Here is an 18,596-nt window from a genome sequence, read left to right as displayed (position 1 = left end):
ATCCATTTAAAATGACATGTGGGTATGTTTTTATGTAATTATTGCTCTTTTATCACTGATTTAACTTTCGATAAGCCGCTTGATACTCTCGTTCTAAATCATCAAATCGTTGATGTAACTGACGTCGTTCTGAATTTAATGCTGTCTTATATTGCTCTTCTGCAATTTGATATTGTTTCCTTGCTCTCATCAATGGTTCGTTATCACGGGCTAAACCATTTAGACTTCGCCTTAACAGTTGTTCAGATTGTTCAACTACTTCTTCTCCTTTTCGGTTGAAATATCGCAACAAGTCTTCCTCTTCTTCTAGTTTGATTCGTTTTCTCTGATAGTCTGCTTGCAACTCTTCAATCGTCATTTTCTTCCCTCATCCCTTTAGTTGATTGGCTAATTCTTGATCTCGTGCGACTAAATCATCGATTTTATTTTTGATTTCTTTCGCCAATTCGTCATAGCGTTCGCCTTTTCGTCTGGCTTTTTGGATTCTTTGTTGACACTTTTCCTTTGGCGTCATTACGTGTGTTTCCCATGTCACGCCAACAGATGCCAATGTTTCTTTTACTTCCCAAGCAGTCAAAGAAGGTGCAGCATGTTCCGCTCTTCGTACCTCTTCTGCCCAATTCATTTCGATTCGTTCAATACTACTCTGATTGATTCGAATGACTTCTTCCATTGCACTTTTAGTCTTTCGTCCCATTGTTTCTACAACTACCTTTGTTTGACTATAATTTAAATAAATTCGCTCATTCGCTGATAAATGTCCTCCACTCGCAGTAAACTTCTCACGCCATTTTTTCAACGTTCCCAAATGACTTGAGAAATCACTCATTGCTTTATGTTTTTCCTGTTGTATACTTGCTTTCGTATTATAGTCGTTCTCTGGAATGATCAGATTTCCGTATTTATCAAACCTCCAAATATCTAAACCATGATAATCAAACGGATTCATTAACCCCATTTCCATGCTTATTTTTATTTCTGCGCCTGTTCCATCTCCCATGAGATTGCCAAGCAATTCATCCCCACGATTACGATAATTCGTCAACATCCCCGGATTTTCCTTTATCCATTTTTTGGATTCTGGAGATAATAGTTCGTAAGGATCTGGTCCATTGAACCCAACATTTTTCCATTGGTTTTCAGCTGCGACATACAAGGCTAGATACTGTCCTAATGAATGTCCAGTTGTAGAAATTTCGGCATCTTTATACTCATTCTTTACCTCTTTCGCAAACTCAGTAGCTGACGTCAATTGCCCTGAAACACGTGCTTGACTAGGTGTCATAGAAAAACCCGGACTAACTGTTTTATCAAAAAAACCACCAATCGTTCGTATATCTGTTTCTATATCCTTAAAATCTGATGTATTTGTTCCTGCATAAGAAATCACTACTTGGGAAGTATCAACATTCCCTTTTTCATCCAGCGGAGCAACTGCCATAGCTTGCATGCCATCTGTTTTAGAGTTTTCTTTAAGTTTTAGTATTTCGAATGTAGTCCCGCTAAATTTCCGTATTTCTCCTTCTTTTAAAGTAGGATCATAGTAAAGATGGTTAGGGTCTATTCTATACACTACTTCATTTAATTTGTTATAATTTTTATCTGTAATTTTCATACATAGTCCACCTTACCGTTTGAATGAATTATTTTGACTTTATTTTTTGTAATTCCTTCAATCTGTACACTGCTATTTTCTATTCCGTAATCCCCCATTTTTCGGCTATGCTTTCCAAATCCATACGAAAAATAAACAGATTGGTCTTTGATATTCTTCATAGTAACAAGCATTCTATATGAACCTGTCATATTGTTATAAGCTGTATCCTCAATTTTCACTTCTACAATATCCGCAAATGTATTTTTCAAAGCTTGGACCGATTCTTTTTCTGCGATTAATAATTCTTGTGCTTTTCTTTCTTCTCTCTTATCCGTATATACTTTCCCTCCAATTACGATTATTACCAAACTGATTATTACTGTGATACCTATTAACAGTTGTTTATTCATTCGTTTTTTCATTTTCTATATCCTTAATATCTGATGTATTTGTTCCTGCATAAGAAATCACTAATTGGGAAGTATCAACGTTCCCTTTTTCATCCAGCGGAGCAACTGCCATAGCTTGCATGCCATCTGTTTTAGAGTTTTCTTTAAGTTTTAGTATTTTGAATTTATAACCTTCAACAACTTTTATAGAACCTTCTTTATATGTTAAATCATATTTCTTTTTATCATTCGGATCTATCCAATAAACTCTATCACTAAAAATTTTATATTGTTCATCTGTATTGCTCAAAGTATTTCCTCCTCTCCATTTGTATAAATTATTTTGATTTTTTCATTAGTTATCCCTACTTTTTGAACCTCTTCATTTTCTAATCCATAATCCCCTATATCATCATTTTCTTTCCAAAAACCATATGAAAAATAAACTGATTGTCCTTTGGTGTTTTTCATTGTTACAAACAATCCATAAGAACCCGTCATATCATTTTTAGCAGAACGTTCAAATTTAACCTCTGCAATATCCGCAAATGTATTTTTTAATATTTGGACCGATTGCTTCTCGACTGCTAACAATTCTTGCGCTTTTCGTTCTTCTCTCTTATCCATATATACTTTCCCTCCAATTACAATTATTACCAAACTAAGCATTACTGTGATACTTATTAACAGTTGTTTATTCGTTCGTTTTTTCATTTTCTATATCCTTAATATCTGATGTATTTGTTCCTGCATAAGAAATCACTAATTGGGAAGTATCAACGTTCCCTTTTTCGTCCAACGGAGCAACTGCCACAGCTTGCATGCCATCTGTTTTAGAGTTTTCTTTGAGTTTTAGTATTTTGAATTCGGTACCATTAAAGTCGCGTATAGCTCCTTCTTTTAAGCTAGAATCATATTTCTTTTTATTGTTAGGATCTGTCCAATAAACGACATCACTATAAGTTTGATAATCTTGGTCTGTAATTGTCAAATCTCTTCTTCCTCCTCACTAGTATAAATCACCCTTATTTTATTTTTAGTAATACCTTTTATTTGTATTGCTCTATCCTCGACACCAAGTTCCCCTAACTTATTAGATTCTTTCCAAAATCCATACGAAAAATAAACTGATTGTCCTTTTAGATTTTTCATTGTTACAAATAATCTATACGAACCAGTCATGTCATTTTTAGCAGAACCTTCAAATTTTATCTCTGCAATATCCGCAAATGTATTTTTTAATACTCGTACCGATTGTTTCTCTACTGCTAACAATTCTTGCGCTTTTCTTTCTTCCCTGTTATCCATGTATACTTTCCCGCCGATACCAATCATTACCAAACTGATCAGCACTGCCATACCTATTACAAGTTGTTTGTTTGTTCGGTTTCTCATCTATCCCTCTTTTCCTTTCAAAAATAAAGTTTCGCTTCTCTATTTAATAGATACGTCAAAGACAATCAAAAAACGAAAAACTGAGAAACATCCTCTAAACAATTTATCAGCTACTTCTCCATCAAAATAAATCGTTATTTAATAGTTGCTCATTTTTGGAAAATCCAAAATCAATGCGGTTGATTCATCTTTATATTTAAGGATTAAATTTCACTACTATCTCTTAGATCAATTTATTACGCAACTCATCCTATCATTTTTACATTGTTATTTATTACATTCCTAATAAAAGATCTTTTTAGTATCATAATCGTTTGCATAAATACTTCCCTCCTATTTGTTCTTTACAAATTTTTTTAGATATGATAAATTCGTGACAGCAATTAGGACACATTCTCCGAAAAACCCTTTTGGGCATATAAATTGTTAAACACATGATTTATATCAAAAGGGAGAGAATACAAATGTCAAAAATTATTTATGATGAAAAGAATTGGAAAACGAACATAGCATACTTACTAACATCGCAAGCCATCTCAATGATCGGAACGATGTTGGTACAGTATGCTATTATTTGGCATGTCACATTATCAACCCAATCAGGAACGATGGTTGGTTTGATGAACGCTATTGGCATCTTACCAATGGTGCTGGTCATGCCTTTTGCAGGAGCACTTGCTGATCATTACGACCGAAAAAAAATCGCTATTTTATCTGATAGCTGCGTTGCACTTGCTTCTTTGTTCATGGCGATTTTATTGATGATAAACAAAGAAATGGAGCATAATCTTTTCTTATTATTGGGACTGATATTCATTCGCTCTGTAGGTCAAGGATTTCAAACGCCTGCTGTCTCTTCGCTCATTCCACAAATTGCCAAAGAAAAGCACTTAGTACGGATCAACGGCATTGATCAAACGATCCAAGCTGTGATGATGCTTGCAAGTCCTGCATTAGCAGCAACATTACTGACAGTTTTACCTTTAGAGATGATATTGATGATCGACTTTGTGACAGCGGTTATCGGTGTGACTATGCTGTTTTTTCGAGTAACAGTTTCTCCAATGAAATCTCAAGAAACAAATAAAATAAACATGTTATCCGAAATAAACTCAGGTATCAAATACCTCCGTACTCATAAAATCCTGCTCGCACTGATCCTTGTTGGTTTTATGGGCAGTATATTTTCTACACCTGCTGCAAATTTAGCGCCTTTACAAATCACTCGTAATTTTCATGACGGACTATGGCAGCTATCAGCCATTGAGATTGGTTTTGCTGCTGGGATGTTAGTTGGAGGATCTGTGATGAGTACTTGGGGAGGTTTCAAAAATAAAATCAAAACGATTGCTTTAGGCTATTCATTATTGATCCTTCCTTTTTTTATATTAGGTATCACATCAAGTTTTTGGTTGTATTTCGTCATGATGGTAGCAATTGGTTTTATTGTGCCCATCTCACGAACTGCTATGGTTTCATTCTTTCAAGCAAAAACGGATAACGCACATATGGGGCGTGTTATGAGCTTAGTAACGATGGCGATCAGTAGTGCTTCTCCAGCTACGATGTTGATCCTAGGTCCATTAGCAGATATGCTTTCAATCGATTGGATCATGATAGCAAGTGGGCTTATGCTGATACCACTTGTCCTATGGCTATTGGTCGGAAAAAGCTTTCGATTTTAGGATCTATTGACCTTTTTTCGAAATCTTCCAGCCACCGATAAATGAATACTATTTGAAATGATTAGCCCCCAAAAGTTAGATTTTTTGGTCTAACCTTTGGGGGCCTATTCGTTTTCATTTTTTATGTGTTAACAGCTACTTATTTTGATTTAGATAGCGATACGTCTGCTTGCAGTTCAAATAAATCAAACCTAAAAATAAGCAGGGTGTGACCAAGAAACCAAATTGGGGCTTAACGACCATCACGACCAACAAAAGAAACACCAACACAGTATTCAATAAACTAATGTACCATTTTCTCACTACATAATAGAAAGAGACATGGTAGATTTTTCGTATGGAGATTTCTGGATTTTTCACTTGGAGATAAAAATTATTGATCATCAGATTAATGGCCAAGATAATGAATATAAAAAAGAAAGGAATGAGCCATTTTCCGATTGGTTGGTCCATGAAAAACAGGATATCGACAAAAGAAATCACGATTACAAGATATCCTGGACCACCTAAGTACATACTTTTTTTCCATAACGAGCGATACAATTGAAAAAAAGTTTTGACTGGTACTTCATTTTCTTGGATTCCCTCGACAAACCAGGCAAAAGTTGTCATGGTGGCAGGTAAGAAAAAAAACAGACTTCCTAAGAAAAAGAGGCTATTCCTGATATCGATTGCAGTAGTTACTACGACTAAAAAAAATGGGAGATTCACAAGTAATAAGCATAAATTACCCGCCAGAAAACTATATGCTAAACGAAACAGCTTCATGTAAACATTCGTTTCAAATGTTTGCTTTTTAAACATAGCCTTTCCTTTCTATCCTTTGACCCCAGAAGAAGCAATACCTTCAACAAAATATTTTTGCATGGCTAAAAAGACGATCGCAACTGGTAAAACAGACAACACAGACGCTGCCATGATCAAGGCATATTCAGTATCATACAATCCGACGAACATTTTTAATCCTAATTGGATCGTTTTATTTTCTGTAGATGACAGATAAATAAAAGGTCCCATGTAGTCATTCCATGTATTGACAAAAGTGATGATCGTCAAACTAGCCAAAGCTGGTTTAGTCAATGGTAAGATGATCCTGCGATAGATGCCCCATTCGGATAATCCATCGATTCTTGCACTTTCGCAAAGTGAATCGGGAATACTACTATAGTATTGTTTCAATAAAAATACGCCAAACGCACTAAATGCTTGTAACAAAATCAAAGAAAGTAACGTATCAGATAATCCTAATTGCCGCATCATGATAAATTGTGGGATCATATAGGATTGCCATGGAACAGCGATCGTACCAATATATGCAAGAAAAAGGAGGTTTCTTCCTTTAAAGTGCATTTTGGAAAATCCATAAGCAGCAAAGCTTGATGTAAATAACTGGATCAGCGTAATCACGATACTTAAAATAGCTGTATTTTTGAAAAAGGTCAATAATGGAATGCGTGTCCAAATGACCGAATAGTTTTCTGGATGCCAGGTTTTAGGTATCCATTGGATTGGAACCGAAAAGACATCATTGTTTGCTTTGAATGACGCAGAGATCATCCAGATAAAAGGGATCAAAGTGAGCAGTGAAAAAATTAGAAGTAACGTAAATACTAAAATTTTGTGAAATGATTTTTTTTCTGATCGATTATTCATCCGTTTTCCTCCTTTACACTTTCTCTCGGATCTGATTCCATTTAAACTGGATGACTGTAATCACAAGGACGATGACAAACAAGACCATAGCAATCGCTGAAGCATAGCCGAAATTGAATTTTACGAGCGCTTCACTATAAACTTGATAAACTAACACATTGGTCGCACGCCCCGGTCCTCCATCAGTCATCACTTGAACAAGGTCAAAAATCTTGAAGCAGTTGATAACCAACATGATCGTCACAAAAAAGGTTGTTGGGCGCAATGCAGGCACGGTGATGTGGATGAATTGTTTCCATTTATTCGCACCATCCATTGCAGCTGCTTCGTACAATTCTTTCGAGATCCCTTGTAAGCCAGCTAAGTATAAAATCATGTAGTACCCCATTCCTCGCCAGACACTAACGATAATGATCGCTGTCAATGCCCAATCTGAACTAGACAACCAACCAGGGGGATTTTCGATAACCACACGTAAAAACTGGTTAATCGGTCCCATAGTAGGATGGAACAACATACTCCACACCACTGCGATTGCCACTAATGATGTGACATACGGAAAGAAAAAAGCTGTCCGAAAAAATTTGACTCCTTTGATTTTCTGATTCAATAAAATGGCCAAGCCCAATGAACATACCAATGTCAACGGAACCACACCGATCGTATACAAAAAGGTGTTTTTAAGAGAGAGCCAAAATGTATCATCCGATAACATGCGAGTGAAATTTTGCAGACCAACAAATTCGGGTGTACTAAAGGAATCCCATTTCATAAAGGCTAAAATCAATGAAAAAACAACAGGTACTAAAGTAAAAATCAAAAATCCAATAAAATTTGGCGCAATAAATGACCAAGCAATCAATGTATTTTTACGTTTTAGTTTACGTGAAGCTGACTTCGTTACTTCCATAGCTTGATGTTAAAAGAACCAATTGGTTCTTTTAACGCTCCCCCTTTCATTAAAGGCAATAACAGGTATTCCTGTTAGCTATACACTGAAGGCGCAGAGAAAGCTCCTTCAGCATATAGTTGACAAGATAGCGGAGGAAAATCATTTATCCCCCTTATTTATTTGATATGAAAATGAAAGAAATCTTACACCTTCAAGACAAAATTGCCACACACCTTTTTATTCACTTTCTTGTTTTACTCGTTTTTCCATATTACCAATTGCTTCTTTTGGTGTTTCGTCTCCTACTAAAATCAGTTCATGTTCTTCTTGTAAAATCTTATCGATAGCTGGTCCGTTTTCATCCACTGGAAACTCAATAGCGATTTTCTCCGGCTTGAAAGCTGTTTGTGAGACTTCGTCATTTGGCATTCCGTTGTGGCTAAAGTACAACTCATTGATCGCATCTGTTCGATAAGAAGGTACTACACCTACTTCTGCTAATACTTTAGCTCCCGCTTCACCCGAACAAAAATCAAGGAATTTTTGCGCTAGTTCTTGTTCTTTCGAGTTCTTATTGATTGCAAAGGCTGTTGGTGACCCAAATGTTTGGATTTCCTTTCCTTTTTCATTTTGTGGCATTTGAGAAATCCCCCACTCCACATCTGTTGTTCCAGCATCGATATTAGTCAACAAAGCGCCCATGTACCAAGAGCCCATATACATCATGCCTGCCTTGGAGTTTTCAAATTGAGATTGATAGGTCACATTCGTCGACTTGGCCGTACCAAAATCCATCTGTGCTTGGTCTTCTTGCATCCGCAATACACGGTCATAGTACTCACCTAAAAATCCATAATCTGGCTCCACCAGATTTTTATTATTTTGCGCAGCAGCAATCGCTTGAACAGTCGAACGCCACGTATGTTGGTATGCACCGTATACTTGCTCTTCTGGTTTTGAAAGTTCTTTCGCTAATTCTTCGTATTCTTCCCAAGTCAAATTATCTGGATAAGGCAATCCTGCCTCATCAAATAAATTTTTATTATAATAAAGCACCCAAAAGTCTGTACGATACGGTTGCGCATAGGTTTTTCCATCAATATCATACATCTCGTAGCTTTCCATTGCAGGGTCTGTGTCTAAATCTTTGATGTGTGAAGATAGATCGACTAATTGATCTCTTAATGCATAGTTTGAATAAGACAAGAGATTTTTCATCGTCAACACGTCTGTCGAATCTCCGCTAGCTAACATCGTGGTCAATTTCGTATCATAATCATCTGAAGCAATATCTATTGGTTTCACTGTTACCCCAGGATTTTCCTTTTCAAATGCCCGAAAAAGTTTGTCAAATTCTGGCGTAGTATCATAATTCCATGTACTGACTGTCAACACCGTTCCGTCCGTTTGATCTTGTGCTTGGTTTTCATTTCCGCAGGCCCCCAACCATAGCCCTCCACTAACAAGTAATCCAGTAACTAAACTTTTTTTCCAAAACTTCATATTCCAATTCCCTCCATTTCTTTCATCTTAGTTTTTTACCAGTAACTGTACCAAACTTTTTTCAGTCTTATCATGGCTTCTACATAGTAGTAATCCCCCCAGATCATGCACTCCTTCACTCCTTTATTTGATTTTTTGTCATAGACTCCTTCAAGTAACAAGCCGTTCGATTGTGGCGAATCCACACTTGTATAATTAGTTGATAACGTTTTCATAATTGTGATAGCAACAGTCTGATAATATTCTTTTTTCGGATCGCTTAATGGCAGTTGCTTCGCCAGTTCCAATAAACCACACACCGCGATTGCCGCAGCGGAAGTGTCTCTTTCTTCACCACTGCCATCATGAAATACTAAATCCCAATAACAGATAGTGTCTTCTGGTAAGCAGTCGATGAAATAGTTAGCCAGTTTTTTGGCTGTTTCTAAAAACGTGTAATCACCTGTATGATTATAACTCAGTGTAAAGCCATAGATTCCCCATGCTTGCCCACGCGCCCAACAAGAATCATCTGAAAACCCTTGTTGTGTCTTACCACCGATTGCTTTGCCAGTTTTCGGATCAAAATAATACGTATGATATGTCGTAAAATTATCACGAACGATGTAACGTTGTGTTTGTTTGGCATGGGCATAGGCAGCTTCTTTATAACTGCTCTCTCCCGTCATATTAGATGCAAAATACAGAAGCGGTAAGTTCATCAGACAATCGATGATCATACGCCCACGTTGGTGCTCATCCTTTAAATCTCCCCAAGCTTGAATGATCTGTGTATTAACGTCATAACGCTTCATCAGCCGATCCGCTGCTTGAATTGCTAATTCTTTTGAAGATTCCCGTCGGTTCACTTGATAATCAGCTACTGCTGAGAGTGTGTACAAAAAACCGATATCGTGCGTTTCAAGCGCAATGTCATTTTCAAGGCGTTGACGAAAAGATGCCAATTGTTTTTCGATCGTTGCATCAACCGCTTGGTCATTCGTCAGTTCTTTTACTAGGAAGAGCATCCCTATCCAAAAACTAGCTGTCCAATCCGTGTTTTCCTCTGGAACGTAGACAAGGTCTACGCTCGTAGCAGGTGGTACGGTATCTTGAAAAAGTGTCAGATTTTTTTTGACTTTATTAGTTACAAAATCAATTTCATGTGTCAACCAATCAAATTGTGTCATTCCTACCTCCATTATCTAATCGTTAGTTCGATCGTTTGATTCTTTTGTTGGATCAGTAATTTTTGTCCTTTTTGCTCAATAACTGGCTGGATCACTGTTTCACCAGGTAAAGTCCCTGAAACAAGGGATACAAGCAAGTGTTTGCCTGAGGAGATCTCAGCTGAGACAAAAGGTATCATCGTACGTGGGTAAAAGAGATTCGTATTTGGTTCCGTTCGCACAACATCCGCTTTTTCATACCCGATGATGCCCTCGATCTTTGAGATTCCGATACTTGTTTTTGCTTCGATACTTAACGTGTCTGCTTTTGGCAAAGTCTGTTCGAGAGGGACACTAAAACCTCCGTCATAGGCATGTATAGAATCTGTTGTTTCAATTTCATGAACTCTGACATGACAGTTTTCCAGTGGAACGACCGTGGAATGAATTTTGACGTCTTCCCACGGAGACCACTCATGGATGATACGATCAGGTAGAACAGAAAAATCTAGGTCTAACCCTTTCGGACGGAAATAATGACCATCTTTTGCCAAAGCTAACGTACTGTCGTAAGCACCTTCGTAATACCTATAATCAGATTTTGGGACACTGAAACCGAAGCGTGTCGAATAGACGAATTTACTATATTTGGCATGTGGGAAGCTTTGCTGATTGACAAACTGCCCAGCTGGGAAAGCTTGAAGATGCGTCAATGACTGATTGTATTGGTAAAAATTTTTACTTTCCGGCAATGCTAGCGTCTTTTCTTCAATTTGTAGTGGACATATTTCTGCTTGCCAATACGGATGATCATCAGGTACAGCCAATAAGAGAAAACTCTTCATTGCCCAATAAGGAGAACCCGGTCCGTTATACCCTTCTCCAAACACTAGATTTTGATAATGATATCCAACAGTTAGAAGCCCATCTGTCGAGAAAATCTCTTTATCCATCCAGTTTTCTAAATGACGACTAAGCAACCCTTTGATCTCACCCCAAGGGAGTGCTTCCACATCCGTGAACACCAAGGCACTGAAAAAGCTCGCTTGGGCAAAGCGGTATGTCAAGCTACGACCAAAAGGTAATGCTTCGCCATTAGCATCAAACCAATATTTAAATGTTTGAGCAAAAAGAACGGCCCGCTCTTTGATCCGTTTTGTGCGGACTGGATCTTCCTCTGCCATAAAACGGGCATATACTAAGCTGTAATAATGGATCGCAAATGAGACGTAGTAATCATATTGCGTATCTGCCCCGTCAAAATACCAACCATTGTCATTGTAAAAATGCTCGATCACTTCAAAATCTTGATCGATTTGTTGCTGTGAATAGGATTTGCCACATTTTTTCAATGCGATATTCACCAAGATACGGAAAAAATACCAATTATTTTTAGGTATTTTATGCGAATTGACTGTGAATAACCATTCTGCCAAGTTCGTCTGTTCCATCGAAGTTAAACGTCCCCAGATTTTTTCAGGATTCAAAAGCAACGTCGTACTTATTGAAGCCATCTCGACAATCAACTGGTCATAGTCTGTTACTGTCCCCCAATACTCATCACTCTGTGGATCAGTCCCTGCAATGATTCCTTTCAGATAATCAGATGCTAATTCAGCATCATCTTCGTCGACCAGATAAGGACCAAATCCCCAGAGTGGTCGTAAAAATGCTTCAACTTCTCTTGTTGCCTCTGAATAGACGGTGCCATGTGTTCCTAGTTTTAATTTACCCGGTTGATTTTTGTAATAAGGACGTAACGGTGCCATTAACTGGCGAAAATTTTCTTGCCATTGTTTTTTTGTACGAAATTGTTGCATGTATATTCTCCCTTTCAATTAAAAATCCTTTGATAAACCCATAATATTCTCCGTAAACGATCACTTCATCGCCCACATTGATTGATGCTGCTTGTTCATTGAATACTTGGTAATCACTGGAACCACTTCTCAGAATAAAGCGATCGCCTTTTTCTATTTGTTCTTTACCATCTGATCGTATAATTTTTCCTTCGATTTTTACCCACTGATGCAATGGAACCTTTGCTGACTGATATTCTTTTTCAGTAAAAACATGCGCCTTTTGCTGGATTTCTTCTTTGATTTGATTTTCAAAAGCCTTCTCTTGTTGTCGGCTATTTGTTTGACATCCTGTACAAAAACTAACGATAAAAATGAATTGTAATCCGAAGAGAAATCGTTTGATTTGGCTCCCCTCCCAATGAAATCGTTTTCTTTTACTAAATTTTACCTAAAATTAGTAAAAAGTCAACGTTTTTTTGGTAAAAAAATAAACATTTTTACTTGCCTTTTTACTGAAATTACCTATACTATAATTAATAAAGTCTATTATCCGGAGGTAGCTTATGGCGACGATCACCGACATCGCAAAGGAAGCAGGCGTATCGATTTCTACTGTTTCACGCGTTTTAAATTATGATGATACACTCTCAGCAACAGAAGAAACCAAACGTAAAGTTTTCGAAATTGCAGAAAAGCTGAACTACACTAAATATAAAAAGAAGGCAAAAAAAAATGGCAATTCCCACTCAGCAAATGGACTGTTGAAAAAAAAAGGTGTCCTTGGTTTGATTACTTGGCGCACGAGTGACGAAGAACTAGAAGATATTTATTACATGTCCATTCGTTTAGCTGCCGAAAAACGTGCAGTAGAACTTGGCTATCACGCCATTAACTTTTCCCAAAACGAACAACATCAAATCCAAGCAGTCGATGGCATCTTAGCAATCGGTAAATTCACGCAAGAAAAAATTGATGAATTAAATACTACTGCGCCAAATCTATGCGTCGTCGGATCAAATTTTCCTTTTCACGATTATGACTGTGTCAATACTGATTTTGGTCAAGCCACTGAAGTCGCACTTACTCATCTCTTAGATTTAGGACATAAAAAGATTGCCTATATCGGTGCAGAAGAAAGTGCCAATCTCTACGGGTATCGAACCTACAAAACACCAACGACTAATACGTATATCGATATGATGAAACATCATCAGCTATTCGACGAAAAATATTTTTTCGTAAAAGAAAATAGTTCTCTTGACGTCAAAACGAGTGAATCACTGACAGAAAAAGCCTTAGTACAATGGCAAGACGATCTACCGACTGCCATTTTAGCCGCAAATGATGCTTTTGCTATCGGTATCATCCATACATTGAATGCTCATCAGATCCAAGTACCTAAACAGATCAGCGTGATGGGTATCAATGATTTATCAATTTCTCGCTACATCACGCCACCCCTTTCAACGGTCAGAGCTTATACAGAGGAAATGGGCGAAACAGGCATCAATCTTTTACACGAACGTATCCACTCCCCTGGTATTGCGAAACGAATCCTATTAGATACAGAATTAATCGTCCGTGGCTCAACTACCCCACCAAATAAAAAGAACTCATGATTGATAGATGAACTTCCGATAAATAAGCTAGAAAACCCGAATTTTTAAAACTTTGGGGTTTTCTAGCTTATTTACGAAGGAATTGCTTCTGAAACACCATTTATTCAGTTGCGAGGATGTGTGTGTCACTACCTCATTCCATTAAACAAGTCCCACGCTTACCGCTGATAATCACGTGCCCTCATTTACTTTTGATCGCAATCTCGATCTGGATTGTTTCTTCTTTCAGCAACTGATAAGTCGCTTGGATCAGCGTAGCTTCATTTTTTTGGCCATAGTGATCGTAATAACTTTCTTTGATCAACTGCACAGGTTTTGAAAAATACATCTCACACTTTTCTTTTTCTCCTGTGATACATACCGTTTTCCCTATAACTTCCACTGGATTCGTCGTTATAAAATTTTCAATAACTAACTGATTTTCTTTTTCGAATGTAAATGCATCACTCAAAACAAGTTGTCGTTTCGAACGATCCACTTCTATTGTCCGATCCATCTGGCGTAGTCCTATCTGCGAAGGATACGTGGAAGCCAATTCTGTCTTGAAGACTCCACCAGTTCTCGTTGATTGAAAACTCGTATGTTCTGCCGCAACAGCTCCAGGTAATTGGTAACTGTTCGCAACGATAGGAATACTATGCCCAAGTGCGCTGTTCACTAAGAAAAGATAACGTGTTTTTTCATCAAAGTAATCTTTTGTATATTCTCCCGCTCCAAGATCGGTAAGAAATAAGTCTTCTCTCGTACCAAATACGAAATGACCAATATCTATATGATTATGGCTTTCATCATTTCGTCCTCCCTTTGCTGCAAACACCAAATTTTCTTTCGAAGATTGAAGAACGCCCCATGCTACATCCTCAAAATAATGAAGGACTTCTTTTTGATTATTCACAATATGTCTTTTTGACCAGAGTAAATTACGTAATAAAGGGGCAAAACGATAACAATGATCAAAATCTAAGTCATTGATTCTCACAACTTCAGGAATTGCGACATGGAACCTTTCCTGACAGAAACTCAATAATCCACTTGGTAAGTCAGCTGGGTGGTAGTCGGAAAACGGTATAGCCTCTGTTTCAGCGAGCATCACATCATTAGGGAAAGCCGCGATCTTTTTCACTTTATCACCCAACAGATAGCGGTCATCATCATAAACTTGTTGGTATTTTTCTGCAAAATAAATATAATAACCAAATCCATATGCCCAATAGCTGATGCCTTCCTCACATGCGCCATCCATCCCAAAACTTCGTAAATAAGAGGCCATACAACGATCTACTTTCCTCAATATCTCCGCTTGTGATTTACCGCCTTTTTCTTGTATATCCAAGGCAGCCATACCAATCGAACCACCTACAACCGCACTCCAATTGTTCTCAAATGATTCAAACGGCCATGTGTTTGTTACAAAAGGAACGAAGAGTCGTCGATCGATTTCCGACCGGATTCGAAACGTCAATAGTTCAGATAATTCTTTCTCAAACAACTTGACTATCTCTGCTAACATTTGTCCTGTCTCAGCTGCAAATAAATCGATCCATGTCGGGGAATCCACACGAAAGTGATTCGCTTCAATTGGTAAATGAGCTGGTAAACTCCAACTATACTCATTGCAGATCCCCCACAAAACTTGTTCTAACCCTTCAACTACTTCGGCTTCTTTTTTTTGCAATAAGGACAACGCCAAGACAGTAGCATGTTTACGTCTTGCAAAGTACGCCTTCTCAAAAACCAATCGCTCTCCAGTCATCAAAAACTCTCTATACCCCGAGACTGGCAACTCAGGAACTACTTTATTCGTAAGATACTCTTTTTTGGCTTCTGACAGTTGCTTCAAAAAGTATTTTTTCATTGCTTATCCTTTCATCGGCTGATCATTCATGCCCCACAATTCAATTTGCGTCAATGCAGGAAACGGCGATGGGTCATTCGCTTGAATAAGATCACAAAAGCGAATAGTTTTGGTCTTTCTTGCACTAAATGAAAAATATTGTGGTTGAGCTGTTTTTTCGGTCGCAAACGTTTCACTAGTTCCATCGTCAAACTGAATCGTCACATTCGTCCAGTAACTATCATGTGGAAAGTCTGCTCGCCATGTAAAACCAACTTTATCCAATTGGACCTCTCGACCAAAACCAATCGTCAAAGCTGCATCAGCTTGCTGATTGATGCCCCAAGATTGAAATGGGTATGAACCATGAGAATGATTCGCGTATACGCCATCAATCGCATTACATGCAAAGAAAGTGGCATCATTTCTCGTTTCCACATTTGCACTCGCATGTGGATACGCACCAGTTTCTTCTTTTTGATCATGCGGATTCAACGCTAAATTACGATACATCTTCACTTCCTCTTCAGAAGCACAACGAACACTTAGATAATGTCGTCCCCCAGAAAAACGAGTCTCCGGTCTGGCTTTGATACGATTGGAATGAAATGATAATTCATAGGTCCATTTATTTCCCGGTAGATAGATCAGTGAACTTTCTAAAGTTTCATCTAGTTTGACCCATAGGTACCTCCCAGACTCATCCATTTCGACAGCAATTTGATCTCCTTCTTGGTACTCAAATTTTCTCATAGACAAATGCACAAAATTTTCTGCTGTCACAACCAAATCTTTTTCTATTTCTTCTTCTCCTTGAAAACTTTTTCTTGGAACTCTTTCTTTATCATAAATCGCTAATGTTAACTTCGTCATTTCACTACCCCCTAGTGATCATTTTTATCTATTATAACGTGACTGGCAAGAAAAGAAAACGATTTATTTTACTAAATATTTAGTAATTTAATTTTCGTTATTTAGTTAGAAATACTATTTCCATTTCTAATAAATTCAGATTCAAACTTGTTACTACTGCTAAAAATCATTTTTACCAACTGAATATCTCACTACATATTTATATCCATAAAATAAGTTTTTATTTAAAATAAAATTAGATTAAGTAAATAAATAACCTTGTATCGCTAACTAAAATTACACAAAATCAATTATATTCATTATTAAATTTAAGAAAAATGAGATTCAGCATAACGTTTTATCTATTTAAAATAATATTTCATCTAATTCACAAATGAAATTCACCGCTTAAAAATAAGTTTTATCAAAGATAATGCCAAAAAAAGTCGGGTAAATCATCGCTCATCGGGAATAGTTAAATAAAAATGTGAAAATAATGATAAAAAATCGATTAAATTTTAAATAACTAATACACTATTAGTAATAACTATATTTTCATCTTCTAAAGTGTACTTATTATCAAATTCTACATTTGTCTTAAAGAAAGGTTTCTCTCATGAATAATTTACCTATGACATTACAATTAGATAATCAATTCAAACGACAGTATAACTTACTACAGTTTATACGTACGCACCAAAGTAAGAATTTAACCCTTAGTGATCTATCACAAAAGTTAGGAATTTCAAAACCAACTTTACAGAAAAGATATCGATATTATCAATCATTCCTTACCTACGATTGATTTTCAGATTACTTACAATGAACAAGGATTCTTACAAATAGACCCTCAAGAAATCTCTGTCGATTCAGTCATTACTATACTAGCTAAAGATACAACCATTTATCGTATGATGGATCTATTGCTTCATAACAAAACGTATAGTACAGAACAATTATCGGACTACTTGATGATCTCTCGTAGTTCAATTTTCAATATCATTCGTCATATGAATGAAGTACTGAAAGAGTATCGCATATCGAAAGCAACCGGTCCGCTCACTTTTATTGGCAAAGAAGAAGATATTCGTTTTTTACTCTTTTCTTTTTATTCAAGCTTTGGTGATAGTCAGATCATCGATTCTGATAGCAATCACCATGCGCAATCAATTATCGCTCATGGTCGAAAAAGTGGGATAACTTTTCTACATTTTAGCCATTTTCGTTTTTCGCTTTGGTTATCGATTGCTAAAGTTAGAGGGCAGTCTAAAAATTTTTGTCACTTTAACAATAGCACCGTTGCTTTAGTCAAAAAAAATCGAGGCAATCAGCTGATTGAACATCTGATTGCCTCCTACTATTCTTCACTCTTCAAGCTAACGATTCCTGAATCAGAATCGCTATGGCTGTATCTTGTTTTTTTACATTGTGTCTCTTATTCAAATTGGCAAGGATTAGATGAAGAACGAACCTACGCCTTTCGTTGTCAAGAAGGTGCAGTGGTGGTCGATGCAGTCCAACGTTTTTTATTACAGGTTTTTCCAAAACAGATGCTGGATAATGGTGCTTTAGATAAAATCGAAGCCTTCTTGATCAATACGAGATTACTCTCAAAGATGAGCCCTTCATATGAAATGACCTCTGTTGCTTTGATTGATTTAATGAAAAAAAAATACCCAGAGCTTTTTCACCTTTGGCTTCAGCATTTAGAGCGATTAAAAGTCCATCCGATGTTTGAGTTCACACATCTTGATCATTTAGCTGCTAGCCTGACCACGTTCCATGCAACGATTTTAAGGATCAACTCACAACAACCTCTGAGGGTCATCGTAGCACTACAAAGTTGTCCCTCGATGGACGATTATATTATTCAAGAAGCAGAATTACTCTTCTTGCGACAAATCTCAGTCAAATTTTTGATTGAACAACCAGTGACAAAAAAAGAAATCAATGATCATCAAGCCAACCTGATCATCTGCAACTATGATCTACATGTAAACGAAGATTTCCCGTGTCCGATTCACCGTTTGCCTAATATTCCTACACAAGAGGATTGGACGCTTCTAATGGATAGAATCACTCATTTAAATTCAGCCACTTCCACAACAAACTATACAGGCTATTTTTAATCACTTAGATATTTTTCCTGGCGTATATTATCCGTTCGTATATATGTCTCAATGCCGATAACGTCAAACAAAGAAAAAAGCACCAACGTATAGACTAC

The 18,596-nt window shown here is 37.1% G+C and carries 19 protein-coding genes; 3 read left to right on the top strand and 16 right to left on the bottom strand.

Features of this window, described 5'->3' with window-relative positions; genetic code table 11:
• Window positions 1–52: 52 nt before the first annotated feature.
• Genes IGJ49_RS04940 through IGJ49_RS04910 form a run of 7 tightly spaced genes read right to left on the bottom strand, consistent with a single transcriptional unit; the run spans window position 53 to window position 3,381 of the window.
• Window positions 53–358 carry a hypothetical protein gene (locus tag IGJ49_RS04940; protein ID WP_023519445.1) on the bottom strand — a complete coding sequence of 102 codons (306 nt, stop codon included), beginning with the start codon at window positions 356–358 and terminating at the stop codon, window positions 53–55.
• 9 nt (window positions 359–367) lie between these two features.
• Window positions 368–1,615, bottom strand: a complete 1,248-nt coding sequence (locus tag IGJ49_RS04935) for a lipase (protein WP_438722587.1) — start codon at window positions 1,613–1,615, stop codon at window positions 368–370.
• Window positions 1,612–2,019, bottom strand: coding sequence for a hypothetical protein (locus IGJ49_RS04930; protein WP_438722586.1), 408 nt, complete (start codon window positions 2,017–2,019; stop codon window positions 1,612–1,614). The genes IGJ49_RS04935 and IGJ49_RS04930 overlap by 4 nt, the downstream gene beginning before the upstream one ends.
• Window positions 2,000–2,296, bottom strand: coding sequence for a hypothetical protein (locus IGJ49_RS04925; RefSeq protein ID WP_349520188.1), 297 nt, complete (start codon window positions 2,294–2,296; stop codon window positions 2,000–2,002). Before IGJ49_RS04925 ends, IGJ49_RS04930 begins: the two co-directional genes overlap by 20 nt.
• Complete coding sequence (locus IGJ49_RS04920) at window positions 2,293–2,700, bottom strand: hypothetical protein (RefSeq protein WP_224434633.1); 408 nt, start codon at window positions 2,698–2,700, stop codon at window positions 2,293–2,295. Before IGJ49_RS04920 ends, IGJ49_RS04925 begins: the two co-directional genes overlap by 4 nt.
• A complete protein-coding gene (locus tag IGJ49_RS04915) occupies window positions 2,681–2,977 on the bottom strand; it encodes a hypothetical protein (protein ID WP_194928341.1) in 297 nt (98 codons plus the stop codon). The genes IGJ49_RS04920 and IGJ49_RS04915 overlap by 20 nt, the downstream gene beginning before the upstream one ends.
• Entirely contained in the window at window positions 2,974–3,381 is a 408-nt protein-coding gene (locus IGJ49_RS04910; protein WP_096081457.1) for a hypothetical protein, read from the bottom strand. Before IGJ49_RS04910 ends, IGJ49_RS04915 begins: the two co-directional genes overlap by 4 nt.
• Window positions 3,382–3,845: 464 nt before the next feature.
• Here IGJ49_RS04910 and IGJ49_RS04905 point away from each other — a divergent pair, with 464 nt between their 5' ends.
• Entirely contained in the window at window positions 3,846–5,066 is a 1,221-nt protein-coding gene (locus IGJ49_RS04905; protein ID WP_349520185.1) for an MFS transporter, read from the top strand.
• A 135-nt stretch (window positions 5,067–5,201) separates the two neighbouring features.
• Here the strand turns inward: IGJ49_RS04905 and IGJ49_RS04900 are convergent, their stop codons facing one another.
• The 7 genes from IGJ49_RS04900 to IGJ49_RS04870 form a co-directional block, all read right to left on the bottom strand.
• On the bottom strand, window positions 5,202–5,870 hold the full coding sequence (locus IGJ49_RS04900) for a DUF624 domain-containing protein (protein WP_062805430.1): 669 nt from the start codon (window positions 5,868–5,870) through the stop codon (window positions 5,202–5,204).
• A 12-nt stretch (window positions 5,871–5,882) separates the two neighbouring features.
• On the bottom strand, window positions 5,883–6,719 hold the full coding sequence (locus tag IGJ49_RS04895) for a carbohydrate ABC transporter permease (RefSeq protein ID WP_019724157.1): 837 nt from the start codon (window positions 6,717–6,719) through the stop codon (window positions 5,883–5,885).
• A 13-nt stretch (window positions 6,720–6,732) separates the two neighbouring features.
• The gene (locus IGJ49_RS04890) at window positions 6,733–7,629 is read right to left on the bottom strand and encodes a carbohydrate ABC transporter permease (RefSeq protein WP_224434631.1); all 897 of its coding nucleotides are present in this window, start codon (window positions 7,627–7,629) and stop codon (window positions 6,733–6,735) included.
• A gap of 219 nt (window positions 7,630–7,848) precedes the next feature.
• Window positions 7,849–9,114: an ABC transporter substrate-binding protein gene (locus tag IGJ49_RS04885; RefSeq protein ID WP_349520180.1), complete on the bottom strand. Its 1,266-nt coding sequence runs from the start codon at window positions 9,112–9,114 to the stop codon at window positions 7,849–7,851.
• Between the two features lie 35 nt (window positions 9,115–9,149).
• Window positions 9,150–10,283: a glycoside hydrolase family 88 protein gene (locus IGJ49_RS04880; RefSeq protein WP_153830366.1), complete on the bottom strand. Its 1,134-nt coding sequence runs from the start codon at window positions 10,281–10,283 to the stop codon at window positions 9,150–9,152.
• Between the two features lie 11 nt (window positions 10,284–10,294).
• Complete coding sequence (locus tag IGJ49_RS04875; RefSeq protein WP_438722581.1) at window positions 10,295–12,082, bottom strand: DUF2264 domain-containing protein; 1,788 nt, start codon at window positions 12,080–12,082, stop codon at window positions 10,295–10,297.
• Entirely contained in the window at window positions 11,991–12,296 is a 306-nt protein-coding gene (locus IGJ49_RS04870; protein WP_023519435.1) for a hypothetical protein, read from the bottom strand. Before IGJ49_RS04870 ends, IGJ49_RS04875 begins: the two co-directional genes overlap by 92 nt.
• Before the next feature lie 331 nt (window positions 12,297–12,627).
• Here IGJ49_RS04870 and IGJ49_RS04865 point away from each other — a divergent pair, with 331 nt between their 5' ends.
• Window positions 12,628–13,683 carry a LacI family DNA-binding transcriptional regulator gene (locus tag IGJ49_RS04865; RefSeq protein WP_438722579.1) on the top strand — a complete coding sequence of 352 codons (1,056 nt, stop codon included), beginning with the start codon at window positions 12,628–12,630 and terminating at the stop codon, window positions 13,681–13,683.
• Between the two features lie 181 nt (window positions 13,684–13,864).
• Here IGJ49_RS04865 and IGJ49_RS04860 read toward each other — a convergent pair whose 3' ends face one another.
• Together IGJ49_RS04860 and IGJ49_RS04855 are read right to left on the bottom strand one after the other, a co-directional pair.
• A complete protein-coding gene (locus IGJ49_RS04860; RefSeq protein ID WP_438722578.1) occupies window positions 13,865–15,538 on the bottom strand; it encodes a hypothetical protein in 1,674 nt (557 codons plus the stop codon).
• Between the two features lie 3 nt (window positions 15,539–15,541).
• Window positions 15,542–16,390, bottom strand: coding sequence for a hypothetical protein (locus IGJ49_RS04855; RefSeq protein WP_438722576.1), 849 nt, complete (start codon window positions 16,388–16,390; stop codon window positions 15,542–15,544).
• 890 nt (window positions 16,391–17,280) lie between these two features.
• On the opposite strand from IGJ49_RS04855, the gene IGJ49_RS04850 reads away from it, so the two are divergent.
• Complete coding sequence (locus IGJ49_RS04850) at window positions 17,281–18,498, top strand: helix-turn-helix domain-containing protein (protein ID WP_438722574.1); 1,218 nt, start codon at window positions 17,281–17,283, stop codon at window positions 18,496–18,498.
• Window positions 18,499–18,596 lie beyond the last annotated feature (98 nt).

It is taken from the genome of Enterococcus sp. AZ171 (assembly GCF_051714005.1).
GTDB classification, from domain to species: Bacteria; Bacillota; Bacilli; order Lactobacillales; family Enterococcaceae; genus Enterococcus_B; species Enterococcus_B pernyi.
The sequence above is the reverse complement of the archived record's forward strand: the minus strand, read 5'-3'. Positions and strand labels throughout refer to the sequence as shown.

Bases quoted from the DNA above. Each gene is read 5' to 3' on its own strand.
- IGJ49_RS04940 (WP_023519445.1), bottom strand. From the start codon at position 358: ATGACGATTGAAGAGTTGCAAGCAGACTATCAGAGAAAACGAATCAAA.
- IGJ49_RS04935 (WP_438722587.1), bottom strand. From the start codon at position 1,615: ATGAAAATTACAGATAAAAATTATAACAAATTAAATGAAGTAGTGTAT.
- IGJ49_RS04930 (WP_438722586.1), bottom strand. From the start codon at position 2,019: ATGAAAAAACGAATGAATAAACAACTGTTAATAGGTATCACAGTAATA.
- IGJ49_RS04920 (WP_224434633.1), bottom strand. From the start codon at position 2,700: ATGAAAAAACGAACGAATAAACAACTGTTAATAAGTATCACAGTAATG.
- IGJ49_RS04910 (WP_096081457.1), bottom strand. From the start codon at position 3,381: ATGAGAAACCGAACAAACAAACAACTTGTAATAGGTATGGCAGTGCTG.
- IGJ49_RS04905 (WP_349520185.1), top strand. From the start codon at position 3,846: ATGTCAAAAATTATTTATGATGAAAAGAATTGGAAAACGAACATAGCA.
- IGJ49_RS04900 (WP_062805430.1), bottom strand. From the start codon at position 5,870: ATGTTTAAAAAGCAAACATTTGAAACGAATGTTTACATGAAGCTGTTT.
- IGJ49_RS04895 (WP_019724157.1), bottom strand. From the start codon at position 6,719: ATGAATAATCGATCAGAAAAAAAATCATTTCACAAAATTTTAGTATTT.
- IGJ49_RS04890 (WP_224434631.1), bottom strand. From the start codon at position 7,629: ATGGAAGTAACGAAGTCAGCTTCACGTAAACTAAAACGTAAAAATACA.
- IGJ49_RS04885 (WP_349520180.1), bottom strand. From the start codon at position 9,114: ATGAAGTTTTGGAAAAAAAGTTTAGTTACTGGATTACTTGTTAGTGGA.
- IGJ49_RS04880 (WP_153830366.1), bottom strand. From the start codon at position 10,283: ATGACACAATTTGATTGGTTGACACATGAAATTGATTTTGTAACTAAT.
- IGJ49_RS04875 (WP_438722581.1), bottom strand. From the start codon at position 12,082: ATGCAACAATTTCGTACAAAAAAACAATGGCAAGAAAATTTTCGCCAG.
- IGJ49_RS04865 (WP_438722579.1), top strand. From the start codon at position 12,628: ATGGCGACGATCACCGACATCGCAAAGGAAGCAGGCGTATCGATTTCT.
- IGJ49_RS04860 (WP_438722578.1), bottom strand. From the start codon at position 15,538: ATGAAAAAATACTTTTTGAAGCAACTGTCAGAAGCCAAAAAAGAGTAT.
- IGJ49_RS04855 (WP_438722576.1), bottom strand. From the start codon at position 16,390: ATGACGAAGTTAACATTAGCGATTTATGATAAAGAAAGAGTTCCAAGA.
- IGJ49_RS04850 (WP_438722574.1), top strand. From the start codon at position 17,281: ATGATGGATCTATTGCTTCATAACAAAACGTATAGTACAGAACAATTA.